We start from the raw sequence: 12,656 nt of genomic DNA, 5'->3' as shown, positions 1-12,656 counted from the left end.
ACTCAAAGGAGAGCGATGCCTGCTGTTACGCGGACCACCTGTGCCGGCAGACCGGCGTGGCTGCTGAGGACCGCCCGGAACGCGATGCTGCTGTCCGTCGCGGACGGCGGCGGGTTGGTGCTCGACCACTGGGGCGGGGACGGCGGCGGCCTCGGGGATGGCCTCGGGGGCGACTCGTACCTGCCGCACACGCCGTGGAACCGGCCGTCGCAGGCCCACTTCCTGGACGGCGTCCCGCTCGCCTACTCGACGTACGGCGATCGCGTGTACAAGGAGCCGGGCCTGGTGGTGGCGCGGGAGGACGGCACATCGGTGTCCCGCCTGACCTGGCGCGAGGACCGCATCGAGGACGACGTCCTCACGCTCGTCTTCGAGGACGCCGGCCTGGTGGTGGAACACCGGTTCGCGGTGCTCGCCGACCACGGCATCGTCGTGCGCGATGTACGGGTGTGTAACCAAGGACCGAGCCCACTGCGGGTGGAACGAGTCGCCAGCGCGGTTCTCGGCCTGCCCCCGGCCCGCTACGACTCGTGGACGCTGCACGGCCGTTGGGGCGACGAGTACCAGCTCACCCGGCGTGAGTTGGCGGCGGGCAAGGTCGTGATCGACAGCCGGCGCGGGTTCACCAGCCACGAGGCCAACCCCTGGTTCGCCCTCACCCGGGCGGGCGAGGACGGGCCGGTCTGGTTCGGGGCGCTGGCGTGGAGCGGCAACTGGTCGATCGTGTTCGAGACCGAGCGCAACGACGCGCTGCACGTGGTCGCGGGCATCAACCCGTTCGACTCCGCCTGGCACCTGGAGCCCGGCGAGGACTTCCGGACCCCGTCCCTCGCCTGCGGCTACACCGAAAACGGCCTGGACGAGGCGGCGCGCGTCCTGCACCGCTACCAACGTGACCACGTGCTGCCCGCCCGGCACCGCCACACGCCACCTCCGGTGCACTACAACACCTGGCTGGCGACTGCGTTCGACGTGGAGGTGGAGCACCAGATCGCGCTCGCCACGCAGGCGGCCGAGCTGGGCGTCGAGCTGTTCGTCGTGGACGACGGCTGGTTCGGCGCGCGCAACGACGACCACGCCGGCCTCGGTGACTGGACGGTCGACCCGGCGAAGTTCCCGCGCGGCCTCGACCAACTCGTCGACGAGGTGCACCGGCTGGGCATGCGGTTCGGGATCTGGCTGGAGCCGGAGATGGTCAACCCGGACAGCGACCTGTTCCGCGCCCACCCCGACTGGGTGCTGCACCTGCCCGACCGTGAACCCACGATGTCGCGCAACCAGCTCGTGCTCAACTTCGCCAGGGAGGACGTGCGGGAAGGCGTTCTGAGCCGGTTGCGTGCGCTGCTGACCGACCACCGGATCGACTTCGTCAAGTGGGACCACAACCGCCCGTACACCGAGGTCGGCTGGCCTCAAGCTCCGCACGAGCGGCGACGTGAGGTGTGGGTGCGTCACGTCCGGGGCGTGTACGAGGTCATCGGACGGCTGCGCGCGGAGTTCCCCGACCTGATGATCGAGACGTGCGCGGGCGGCGGTGGTCGGGTGGACCTCGGCATTCTCGGCCTGACCGACATGGCGCAGGTCAGCGACAACACCGATCCCGGTGACCGGCTGCGGATGCAGCACGGCTTCAGCAGGGCCTACGCGCCGAGGGCGATGGTCGGGTGGGTCGCCGACACCCCGGAACCGACCACCGGCCGCATCACCCCGCTGGACTTCCGCTTCCACGTCGCCATGCAGGGGGTGCTGGGCATCTCCGGTGACATCCTGCGGTGGAGCGAGGACGACCGGAAGCAGGCCCGTGAGCTGATCACCGAGTACAAGCGGCTGCGGCCGACGATCCAGGACGGGGACCAGCACTGGCTGGTCGTGCCGTCCGACAACGAGCCGTGCGCCGTGCAGTACGTGTCCCGTGACTGCCGTGTGGCCGTGGTGTTCGTCTACCAGGTGCGCGGTGTCGCGGGTGAAGGTCCGCGCAGGATCAGGTTGCGCGGGTTGGACGCCGACCGGCTTTATCGGCGTGACAGCGACGGGGTCGTCACCACCGGGGCCGCGTTGATGGCCGTGGGCCTGTCGTCGGCGTTCCCGCCACCGCCGCCACCCGGGCACACCGAGGACTGGCGCAGCCGCGTCGAACTCTGGCAGGCCGTGGAGGAGACCCGATGAAGGTGGCGTTGATCGGGGCCGGGTACATCGCCGGACGGCACGCGGCGGCGTTGACCGGTCTGGGCTGCGAGATCGTCGGCTACGTGGGCCGGTCCGGTGCACGCTCGGGTCGTGCGTACCGGGACACAGCGGAGTTGCTGGCGCACGAGGAAGTGGACGCGGCCTGGGTCTGCGTGCCGCCGCACGCCCACGGCGAGATCGAGCACACGCTCATCGACCACGGCGTCCCGTTCTACGTCGAGAAGCCGATCGGCAACGACCTGGACGTGCCGCGCCGCATCGCCGCCTCGATCCACAGTGGACTGATCGTCGGCGCCGGGTATTACTGGCGTGGCATGGAAGTCATCCCCGAACTGCGCCGGATGCTCGCCGAAACGCCACCGCACCTGGTGCGCGCTGCCTGGCACGGCCTCGTCCCGCCCGTGCCGTGGTGGCGGGTCGAGGCGGAGAGCGGGGGACAGGTGGTGGAGCAGGCGACCCACCTGTACGACCTGGCGCGGTTCCTGCTCGGTGAGGCGCAGGTCGTCCACGCGGTCGCGCGGCACTCGCCCGTCCCTGACCACCCGGACCTGGACGTGGCCACCGTCAGCGCCGCCACCCTCACGTTCGACTCCGGGCCACTGGCCGTGTTCACCGCGACCTGCGTGCTGCACGCCACGGTGGACGCCGGCATCGAGTTCCACTGCGAGGGCCGCAAGCTGACGCTGACGAACAAGGTGCTGCGCCGTGAGGACGCCGACGGCACCCACGAGACCCCGATCGGCCGCGACCCGCTCGTCATCGCCGACGAACGGTTCCTCACCGCGGTGCGGGAGCAGGACCCGCGCCACCTGGTGTGCGACTACGCCGACGCATTGCGCACGCAGGAGCTGTGCTGCCGGGTGCGTGACGCGGCGAAGGAGGCCTGAGCGGCTGTTCCTCGAAGTGGCCCTCACTCAGATGAGGGTGTAAAGGGCCACGCACGACCAGACGGCGCACGCGGCGACGTGCATGCCGTGGGTGAGCAGGCCCTTCACGTCCTCCGGGTTCATGGCGTCAGCCGGTGAACTCGGCGTGCTTGCCGTCGGCGTCGGTGTCCTGGCTCATCGCCAGCTCTTGGCACCGGGTGGCGAACTCGGTGGCGGCTTTGGCCAGGTTCCAGGCGAACGCGGCGGCCATCTTCAAGCCGTCCGGGTGGTTCGCCACCTGCACGGCGATCTGCGAGTCGCCGACTTCCGCGATCAGGTTCGGCTGTCCCGGCGTCTGCTCGACCAGTGCGGCCGACGCGTGCTGTTCCGGGTGCGCCAGTACGTAGAAGGCCATTCCTCGACTCCCTTCGTCGTTGTCCTGATCACGACGATGCGGGACTTCTCGTGCTCGGTGCACCACGTTCGTGGATGGGATATCGGCATCACCGATATCCGCAGGTCGGTGCGTGTCGGCGTGGTTGAACTCGGTTCAGGAGCAAGTCAGGGGTGGTGATGGGGGCAAGGCAGAACCGCCGGGACTGCCGGGGTGCGGGGCTCGGCTGGCGGCTGACAACAGCACGTCGCACTGTTCTGCCTGCGCGCGGCGAGAGGCGCAGGTCGTTCACGCGCCGGAGAAACCGGTCGAGTTCTGGGCGACGCGGCAGTTCCGGGAAGCGTTCGCTTCTCGCCATTTCGGACGGGTTCTGAAGGCTTACCGGTACGCCCACAACCCGCCGCTGACGCAGGCCCGGTTGGCGCGCTGGCTCTTCATGTCGCAGCCGCAGGTGTCGCACCTGGAGGGCGATCGCACGCCCGCACCGAGTGACCTGGTGCGGCTGGAACGGTGGGCGCGGGCGCTGAGGGTGCCTGAGGCGCTGTTGTGGTTCCGCTTCACCTCGTCGCCGATCTCGGAGTCGGTCGAGCGGCGGGGACGGTCGTTCGGATGGTTCACCGTGGGCGCGTCCGAGCCTGCCGCGGATCGGGTTGTGGGGCTGCCGGACGTGGAGACGTTGCGGGCCATGACGCGGACGTTCCGGCTGCTCGACAACCGGTTCGGTGGTGGGCACGCGCGGTCCACGGTGAGTCAGTACCTGGTGGCCGAGGGCGTGCCGCTGCTGCGGGCCGGGCGGTTCCGGGATGGCGTGCGGCGGGAGCTGTTCGGGGCTGTTGCGGAGATGAACCAGCTCGCCGGGTGGATGGCGTACGACATGGGTGATGTCGAGGCTGGGCGGAAGCATCTGCGGTTGGCGTTGCAGTTGTGCAAGGACGTGGGTGATGACGCTCTGGCTGCGGAGATGCTGGCCGGGATGAGTCATCACGCGGCCTTCTTCCGGTCGCCGTTGGTGGCGGTCGACCTGGCGCGCGGGGCTCGGGACAACGCTTCGCGGACCGGGCTCGGAGTGCTCCAGGCGGAAGCCGCGGTGATGGAGGCGCACGGGCTCGCGTTGCGGCACGACACAAGGGGAGCGGTGGCGGCGCTGCGGGATGCTGAGGCGTTGTTCTCCGGAGCTGAGGGTTCGGTGGTGCCGGAGTGGCTGGGCTACTTCGATGCGGCGTACCTGTCGGCGAAGTTCGCGCACACGTTCCGGGATCTCGGGCGGCCGGATGTGGCTGAGGGGTTCGCTCGGCGGTCGTTGGAGATGACCGAGGGGTACGAGCGGGGGCGGCTGTTCAACACGGCGTTGCTCGCCTCGATCCTGGCCGATCTGCGGCGGGTGGAGGAGGCGGTCGAGGTCGGGTTGTCGGCGCTGCGGATGGCGGGCAACCTGACCTCGGTGCGGACGGTGAGGTACCTCGCGGACGTGGCTGCTCGGCTGGCGCCCTTCAATCGGGAGCCGGCGGTTGAGGAGCTGTTCGCGGAGATGCGGGTAATGGGGATCGTCGGGTCAGCGGAAGGCCAGGACGTGTAGCAGGCCGATCTGCGCGGCGGCCCCGATGATTTCGCCGTTGGCGAGCATGTCCTTGATGTCGGCGAGGGGAATCCAGGCGACGCGCTCGGCCTCGTTGATGTCGGCCTGCTGCCCGGTGTCCTCGGCTCCGTGGCCCATGTAGATCAGGTTCTCGAAGTCGGCGGTGCCGGTGAGCGGCTGGAAGGTGGTCAGCAGCTCGACGCTGCGGGGCTTCCAGCCGGTCTCCTCGATGGCCTCGCGCATGGCGCAGTCGGCGGGGTCCTCGTCCGGGTCGAGGTAGCCGCCGGGCAGTTCCCAGGTCCAGCGGTCCATGATCCAGCGGTGGCGGTAGATCATGAGGACGTGTTCGCGGGCGTCGTCCAGGACCAGCGTCATGACGGCCCTGGGCATTCGCAGGACCCACTGCTCGAAGTGCACGCCGTCGGGTAGCTCGACATGGGCGATGCTGACGTTGAACTTGCGGGTGTCGTCCACCAGGCGTTCGCCGTGGATCGTCCAGCGAGTCGACGCGCCGGTAGGTTCCTCAACAACCACGTCGCGAACGCTACATGAGCGCAGATCTGCAATTCAGCCGTGACGCTGTGGTTCGGCACTAGTACACGACGTGCTTGCCGCCGTCGACGATGACCGCCTCGCCGGTGACCAGGTCCATCGTCAGCAGCCCCAGGACCGCCTGCGCCACGTGTTCGGGCTCGGCGGTGCGGTGCAGTGGCACGGTCTGCCGCTCGGTCGCCGCCCGTTCGGCGAAGCCCGCCTCACCGTGCAGCGACGTCTGCCAGCGCGTGGCCACCGTGCCGGGCGCGACGGAGTTGACCCGCACGTCCGGCGCGAGGGCCACGGCGAGGTTGCGGGTCAGTTGCAGTAGGGCGGCCTTGCTGACCCCGTAGGCGATGGACGACCCACCCGCCCGGTACCCGGAGATGGAGGCGACGTTGACCACCGCACCTTGGGACGCTCGCAGGTCGTCCGCGAACGCGCGGGTGACGCGGAACGGGCCGACGACGTTGACGTCGAGGACCTGGTGGAAGACGTCGTCGGTGAGGGCGTCCAGGTCCGGGTGGGGCACGGCCTGCGTCGTGCCCGCGTTGTTGACCAGCACGTCCACCCGCCCGAACCTCGCCCGCACCCGTTCGGCCAGCGCACGCACCTGCCCGTCGTCGGCCACGTCGACGCGTTCGGCCACCGCCTCGCAGCCGAACGCGGTCAGCTCTGCCACGGCGGCCTCCGCATCCGCCCCCGACCGCGAGTAGGTCACGGCGACCGCCCGACAGCCCGACCGCGCCAGCGCCAGCGCGGTGGCCCGACCGATCCCGGTGCCGCCGCCGGTGACGACGGCGATGGTGTCGCGCAGGTCCATTCAGTGCCTCCCGATCTCAGTGCCTCCCGATCCGGCTCAGCGTGGCGACCACCCCGTCGTTGTCGATCCGGCGCACCGCCTCGGCCAGCAACGTGCGGAACACGCGTGACTGGCGCAGCGGGAGCGGCAGGGGCATCACGTGGAAGTTCTGCTGGTGCAGGAAACCGGCAACGGCCAGGCAGATCAGGCGCGGCTCGATGCCCGCCACCAGCAGGTCCACCGCCGGGTCGAGCAGGCGTTGCGGCAGCTTGCGCCGGCCGTCGGCAGCGATCTGGTCGAGCCGGTGGGTGATCCGCGGGTTGGCCAGCCGCGTCAGCAGCGCCTCGACCGCCCGCTCGTCCGGGCACATGCCGAACCGGCGCAACGAGGGTCCGGTCTCGGTGCGCAGCAGGCACTCGGCGTAGTGCGCGAACTCGGGGCGCGCGAGAGCGTCCGCGGTGCTCGTGCAGCCGGCGAGCAGGCCGAGGTGGGCCAGCGCCGAGTGCGTGCCGTTGACGAGCCGCAGCTTCGCGGCCTGGTGCGGCGCGATGTCGTCCACCAGTTCCACGCCCACCGCGTCCCAGGCCGGTCGCCCGGCGGCGAAGGAGTCCTCCACGACCCACTTGCGGTGCGGCTCGCCGACCACCGCGGCACGGTCCTCCAGCCCCAGCTTCTCCGCGACGCACGCGATGTCGGCCTCGGTGGTCGCGGGCACGATCTGGTCGACCACGCTGGACGGGAACCGCACGTGCTCCTCCACCCAGTCGGCGAGGTCGTTCTCGCCGCGTAGCAGGCAGAACTCGCGCACCAGGCTCCCCACCAGCCGGCCGTTGTCGGGCAGGTTGTCGCACGACACGACCGTCACGCCGGGGTGCCCGCGCTCACGACGCCGACGCAGTCCGCCGACGAGCTGCCCGACCGGTGTGCACGGCGGCCCGCCCGCCAGATCGCTCGCCACATCCGGGTCGTCGGCGCGCAACTGCCCGGTGGTGAGGTCGTGCCGGTACCCGGCTTCGGTGACGGTCAGCGTCACCACCCGGGTGTCCGGTTCGGCCAGCACGGTGGTCAGCCGGTCGGGCTGCTCGACCGCCAGCAGCACTTCCCGCACACTGCCGACCACCCGCAACCGATCGCCGGCGGCGTCCCGCTCCGAAACGGTGAACAGGTGGTCCTGCTCGACCAGCGCGTCGACCAACCGCGCGTTGCGCTGCGCCACGGCGCAGATTCCCCACGGCCCCGGTGAGACCCGCATGGCCTCCTGCGTCAGCACCGCCTGGTGCGCCCGGTGGAACGCGCCCAGTCCGATGTGGACGATGCCGACCGGTGCGCGGGGCAGGTCGGCCAACCACTCGGGCAGGCGTGCCGCCGACAGGCGCGGACGGCTCACCGCGGCGCCACCTCCGTGCTGTCGGCAGCGCCGATGTCGACGTTCTTGCCCTCCTTCGACAGCAGGAACGCCACGAACGACACGGCCGCCGTGCCGATCATCCACAGTGCCACCGGCCACCCCTTGCCACCGGCCTGCGCCACCAGCGCGGCGGCCACCAGCGGCGAGAACCCGGCCAGCGCCGCGCCGATCTCACGGGACGCGGCGAACCCCGTGTAGCGGACGCGCGCCCCGAACAGCTCCGCGTAGAACACCGGCTGCACCGCGATCATCGGGGCGAACCCGAACGCGGTGGCCACGACCAGCGCCAGCCAGATCAGCACCGGCTCGCGCGTGTCGAGCAGCAGGAAGAACGGGAACGCGAACGCCGCCGTGAACACCACGCTGAACAGGTTGAGCGGACGCCGTCCGATCCGGTCGGACAACGCGCCGTACACCGGTTGCAGCACGATCACCACCACAGTGAACGCCACCACGCCGGTCAGTGCGACCCACCGCGGCAACGCCAACGACTTGGTGATGTAGGCCAGGCTGTAGGTCGAGTAGATGTACACGATCGCGGTGTCGCAGATGTGCGCGCCGATGCCGATCAGGAAGTTGCGCGGGTAGCGGCGCAGCGCCTCGAACACGGGCAGCTTCACCGTCGTCCGCTGCTTGACCATGCGCTGGAACACCGGCGACTCGTCCACCCGCAGCCGCACGTACAGCGCGACCGCGATCAGCACGAAGCTGAACAGGAACGGGACGCGCCACGCCCACGCCAGCACGGTCTCCCGGGGCAGCGTCTCGACCATCAGGAACACGGCGGTGCCCGACAGCAGACCGATCTGCACGCCGGTCTGCGCGAACGACGTGAAGAAACCACGCCGGTGCGGTGGCGCGTGCTCCGCCAGCAACGTGGACGCGCCACCGAACTCCGCGCCCGCGCCGAGACCCTGGCACATCCGCAGCACGGTCAGCAGGATCGGCGCGGCGATGCCGATGGAGTCGTACGTCGGCAGCAGACCGATCAACCCGGTCGACACACCCATCACGATCGTGGTGAGCACCAGGGTGGCCCGGCGTCCGATCCGGTCACCGAGGTGGCCGAACACGAACCCGCCCAGCGGCCGGACCGCGAAGCCGACGCCGAAGGTGGCGAACCCGACGATCACGCCCGTGGCCGGGTCCCCGGTGACGAAGAACAGCTCGTTGAACACCAGCGTCACGGCGAAGCCGTAGATGAAGAAGTCGTACCACTCCAACGCGGTGCCGACCACGGACGCGCCCACGACCCGGCGCAGCCGCTTGCCGTCGGTCGGTTCCACGCGCTCCACGTTCAGCTCGGCCGAGGTGCTGTCGGCGGCTCCGGTCATGTCGTTCCCTCCTTCGCCCTGAGCAGACCGTGCAGCTCGTGCCAGGTCTCCTCCGGAATCGGGATCCCGTCACGCAGCCGGGCGCGACGGGTGCGTGCCTCGGGCTCACCCGGCACCAGCACCTCGGTGCTCCCCTCGGCGGGCGGGGTGCGGTTCAGTTCCCGGCAGAACAGCTCCGCCTGCTCGCGGAACCGCTCGACCGGGGTCAGCGTGCCGATGTCGACCGCCATCAGCACGGTGCCGAACCCGCCGCCGTAGCCGGGGAGGCTACCGATGCCCATGCCGGTCAGCAGCCCGGCGACCACCTCGATCAGCACGCTCAGGCCGTAGCCCTTGTGCCCGCCGAACGGCAGCAGCGAGCCTCCCGCGTAGAAGTCGCCGGGGTCGGTGCTCGGCAGGCCGCGCGCGTCCAGCACCAAGCCCTCGGGCAGGCGCTCACCGCGGTCGCGGGCCACCGCCAGCTTGCCCTCGGCCACGCCCGACGTCGCCCAGTCCACCACGATCGGCGGACTGCCCGACGCCCGTGGCGCGGCCCACGCGAGCGGATTGGTGCCCAGCCGCCGGGCCCGGCCGCCGTACGGGGCGACGCTGGGATCGGCGTTGCCGAACGCGAACGCGACCAGGTCGTGCTCGGCCAGGAAGCCGACGTACTCGGCCAGCCTGCCGACGTGGTTGCAGTCCCGGATCACCGCGACACCGCTGCCGTGGGTGCGGCTCAGGGCGCGCAGCTCACGGGTCGCGGCGCCGGCGGCGATCCGGCCCAGGGCGCGGTTGCCGCGGACCACGACCGAGCCGGGACGCGGGTGGTCCACCTCGGGACGGGCCCGCGGGTCGATCCGGCCGTCGCGGATCCGGGCGACGTAGTCGACAAGCCGCCGCACGCCGTGCGAGTCGTGGCCGGTCAGGTTCGACTCCACCAGGGACGCCGCGACGGTCTTGGCGTCCACGAGGGTCGTCCCGGCGTCGAGCAGGACGTGCACCGCGAGCTTCGTCAACTCGCTCGACGTCACCTTCATACGTTCCGCCTGACGGAACGGTGTTCCATCGCCATGTCCCCACGATGACACGACTGGAGCGCCTTGTGAAGCGGGTCACAGGCTGGTTCGGTTCAGATGCCCGCCAGTTCCGCGAGGTCTCAGTCGGCGAGCACCTGTTCGCGCAAGATGTCGGCGTGCCCGCAGTGGTGGGCCAGTTCCCGCAGGACTTGCAGGTACACCCAGTGAAGCGTGCGCGGTCCGGACCGGTGGCCGGTCACCACGGCGTCCAGTGCCAGGTCCGCGACCGCGGTCCGGGCCGTGGCGCACGCTTCGCGGTGGGCAGCCGTGACCGAGGCGATGGTGTCGTCGTCGGAGAGCAGGAAGGACTCCTCCGGCGTCTGCACCAGGCCGAGCTCCCGGCGGGACGTGCCACCGACGCACTCCTCGAACCACACCCGCTGCATCCACGTGACGTGCTTGAGCAGCCCGAGCAACGTCGTCGCCGACGGGACGAGCCGGCGGCAGGCCTGTTCCTCGGTGAGGGAGTCGAGCGTCGCCTCGATGGCACGGCGGTAGTCCTCGATGAACGCGTCGAGCTGCGTGCGTTCGTCGTCCAGCAGCACATCGAACGAACCCATCGAAATCCCCTTCTAGTACGCGCCCAGCGCGCGCGACACGTCGGCGGCGGCACGCACCACCAGTTCCGGCAGGTCACCGGGCGTCTCGGCGAGGTCGACCAACGCCGCCGTCGACACCCCGCCGATCACCTCGCCGCTGTGGTCGAACACGGCCGCGCCGACCGCACGCACCCCGGTCTCGTTCTCCTCGTGGTCCTCCGCATACCCGCGCTTCCGGACATCGGCGAGCGCGCCCAGCAACGTGCCCTCGTCGGTGATCGTGCGCTCGGTGCGGGCGGGCAGACCCGTGCGCCGGACCAGCGCGCGGACCTCGTCGTCGGGCATCGCGGCCAGGATCGCCTTGCCGATGGACGTGCAGTGCAGCCGCAGGCTCATGCCCACCCGTGACGCCAGGTGGTACGGCCGCACACCCTCCAGCTTGGCCACGTACACCGCCTCGTCCCCGGACAGCAGCGCGAGGTGGACCGTCCACCCCGTCCGCCCCTGGAGGTCGCGCAGGACCGGGTGGACGTGCTCGGCGACGTCCAGGCGCTGGAGGAACCGGCCGGCGAGGCTGAGGATGCGCGCGCCGCCCAGGTAGCCGCCCTGGCCGTCCGCACGGGCGAAACCGCGCCGGACGAGGGTCTGCAGGATCCGGTGCACGGTCGGCTTGGGCAGGCCGGAGGCGTCGGCGATGTCGGCGATGCGCGAGTGGTCGGCGAGCGCTTCGAGGACGCTCAGCGTCTTCTCGGCCGCGGACAGCGGTGCGTCGCCACTCATGCGCCTCAATGTAGGCCAGGTTCGATCACCGAGGTCCGGTGAGCCCGAGCGCGGACCAGGGACCGGGTGATCAAGGTGGTCATGGCTATGCGCCACGGCGTGCCGAGGTTCAGACGCCCTGGTCCCCGGTCCGGCCGTTGATCCACCGGGAAAGGGTGTCGAGGTAGCCGGGAGCCAGGCTGGTGCCGTCGGTCCGGACGCGGTGGTCCGCGCCGGGGAACACCTCGACGGTCAGCGTCGCCCGACTGTCGCGGTCGCGGTGGCAGGCGGCGGCGGTGAACAGGCGGATGCTGTCGGCGACCGGGACCACCTCGTCGTCGGCGCCGAAGATCGCCAGGTGCGGGCAGCGCAGGCGCAGCGCGTCCGGGACGGGGTCGTGGTCCTGCTTGCGCTTGAGGAGCCGCCAGTAACGCTCGTCCACCTCGGCCGCGATCTCGGTGAACGCGGTCGGCGGGGATTCGGCGAGTCGGGCCACCTCGGCGAAGTCGGCATCGCGTCGACCGGCCTCGACGACGCGGTCGTAGGCGGCCAGCGCGGCCTCGACCTCGTCGTCGGAGATGCCCTCGGCCCGCCGCAGCGAGGTGTCCAGCGCGTAGCGGTCCTGCGCGGCGGGTGTCGTGCCGGGGCCGCCGTTGGTGACGACCCACGGCACGTCGTCGCGCAACGTGGTGGCGCGCAGGACGACCCAGCCGCCTTCGCTGTGCCCGAACAACCCGGCAGCCCCGCTCCGCACCTCCGGCCGCGCGCGCAGGAAGTCCAGCGCGGCGGCCGCGTCGGACGCCAGGTCGTCCATCGTCGCGTCGAGCCAGTCACCGGACGACCCGCCGACGCCGCGCTTGTCGTAGGACAGCACGGCGATCCCGGCGTCCACCAGGTGCCGCCGGATCGGCGGGAAGTGCGTGTCGTTGTCCCGGTCCGACGGCCCTGACCCACCGACCATGACCACACCCGGCGTCGGCGCACCGCCGTCGGGCAAGGTCAGCGAACCGGCCAACACCACTCCGGCGTTGGCGAACGTGATGTTCTCCGACAAGACTCCCCCTGGGGCGGCGACGACCACCGGTCGCACAACGCCCAGTGTCCTGCGCCGGTCAACCAAAATATGGGCTGGTCGGGGGGATACGGGAATCGGGCCGGCATGCCGCGCGGCACCGACAACCCCAGCCTGCCCCTACGCGGCT

General features: G+C 70.9%; 12 protein-coding genes. 3 read left to right on the top strand and 9 right to left on the bottom strand.

What is annotated here, in order from left to right; all coding sequences use genetic code 11:
- Nucleotides 1–15: 15 nt before the first annotated feature.
- Both F4560_RS17360 and F4560_RS17355 read left to right on the top strand, forming a co-directional pair.
- A complete protein-coding gene (locus F4560_RS17360; RefSeq protein WP_184921268.1) occupies nt 16–2,166 on the top strand; it encodes an alpha-galactosidase in 2,151 nt (716 codons plus the stop codon).
- The gene (locus F4560_RS17355) at nt 2,163–3,074 is read left to right on the top strand and encodes a Gfo/Idh/MocA family protein (RefSeq protein WP_184921267.1); all 912 of its coding nucleotides are present in this window, start codon (nt 2,163–2,165) and stop codon (nt 3,072–3,074) included. Before F4560_RS17360 ends, F4560_RS17355 begins: the two co-directional genes overlap by 4 nt.
- Before the next feature lie 127 nt (nt 3,075–3,201).
- On the opposite strand, the gene F4560_RS17350 is transcribed toward F4560_RS17355, so the two are convergent.
- Nucleotides 3,202–3,468 carry a hypothetical protein gene (locus F4560_RS17350; RefSeq protein ID WP_184921266.1) on the bottom strand — a complete coding sequence of 89 codons (267 nt, stop codon included), beginning with the start codon at nt 3,466–3,468 and terminating at the stop codon, nt 3,202–3,204.
- A gap of 415 nt (nt 3,469–3,883) precedes the next feature.
- Between F4560_RS17350 and F4560_RS45630 the strand changes: the two genes are divergently transcribed.
- Nucleotides 3,884–5,023, top strand: a complete 1,140-nt coding sequence (locus F4560_RS45630) for an NsdA family TPR-like regulatory protein (protein ID WP_512700347.1) — start codon at nt 3,884–3,886, stop codon at nt 5,021–5,023.
- Here F4560_RS45630 and F4560_RS17340 read toward each other — a convergent pair.
- The 8 genes from F4560_RS17340 to F4560_RS17305 all read right to left on the bottom strand — a co-directional run bounded on the left by F4560_RS17340 (nt 5,000) and on the right by F4560_RS17305 (nt 12,544).
- Nucleotides 5,000–5,557 (bottom strand): NUDIX hydrolase, encoded by a 558-nt coding sequence (locus F4560_RS17340; RefSeq protein WP_184921262.1) that lies wholly within the window; start codon nt 5,555–5,557, stop codon nt 5,000–5,002. The genes F4560_RS45630 and F4560_RS17340 overlap by 24 nt on opposite strands.
- Before the next feature lie 58 nt (nt 5,558–5,615).
- Nucleotides 5,616–6,380, bottom strand: coding sequence for an SDR family NAD(P)-dependent oxidoreductase (locus F4560_RS17335; protein WP_184921260.1), 765 nt, complete (start codon nt 6,378–6,380; stop codon nt 5,616–5,618).
- Between the two features lie 16 nt (nt 6,381–6,396).
- Nucleotides 6,397–7,746, bottom strand: coding sequence for a mannitol dehydrogenase family protein (locus tag F4560_RS17330; protein ID WP_184921258.1), 1,350 nt, complete (start codon nt 7,744–7,746; stop codon nt 6,397–6,399).
- A complete protein-coding gene (locus F4560_RS17325; RefSeq protein ID WP_184921255.1) occupies nt 7,743–9,101 on the bottom strand; it encodes an MFS transporter in 1,359 nt (452 codons plus the stop codon). Before F4560_RS17325 ends, F4560_RS17330 begins: the two co-directional genes overlap by 4 nt.
- A complete protein-coding gene (locus F4560_RS17320) occupies nt 9,098–10,111 on the bottom strand; it encodes an Ldh family oxidoreductase (protein WP_184921253.1) in 1,014 nt (337 codons plus the stop codon). Before F4560_RS17320 ends, F4560_RS17325 begins: the two co-directional genes overlap by 4 nt.
- 125 nt (nt 10,112–10,236) lie before the next feature.
- On the bottom strand, nt 10,237–10,716 hold the full coding sequence (locus F4560_RS17315; protein WP_184921251.1) for a DinB family protein: 480 nt from the start codon (nt 10,714–10,716) through the stop codon (nt 10,237–10,239).
- 12 nt (nt 10,717–10,728) lie between these two features.
- Complete coding sequence (locus tag F4560_RS17310) at nt 10,729–11,475, bottom strand: IclR family transcriptional regulator (protein WP_184921249.1); 747 nt, start codon at nt 11,473–11,475, stop codon at nt 10,729–10,731.
- 109 nt (nt 11,476–11,584) lie between these two features.
- On the bottom strand, nt 11,585–12,544 hold the full coding sequence (locus F4560_RS17305; RefSeq protein WP_184921247.1) for an alpha/beta hydrolase family protein: 960 nt from the start codon (nt 12,542–12,544) through the stop codon (nt 11,585–11,587).
- Nucleotides 12,545–12,656: the final 112 nt, after the last annotated feature.

This window comes from Saccharothrix ecbatanensis (assembly GCF_014205015.1).
Taxonomy (GTDB): Bacteria; Actinomycetota; Actinomycetes; order Mycobacteriales; family Pseudonocardiaceae; genus Actinosynnema; species Actinosynnema ecbatanense.
The sequence above is the reverse complement of the archived record's forward strand: the minus strand, read 5'-3'. Positions and strand labels throughout refer to the sequence as shown.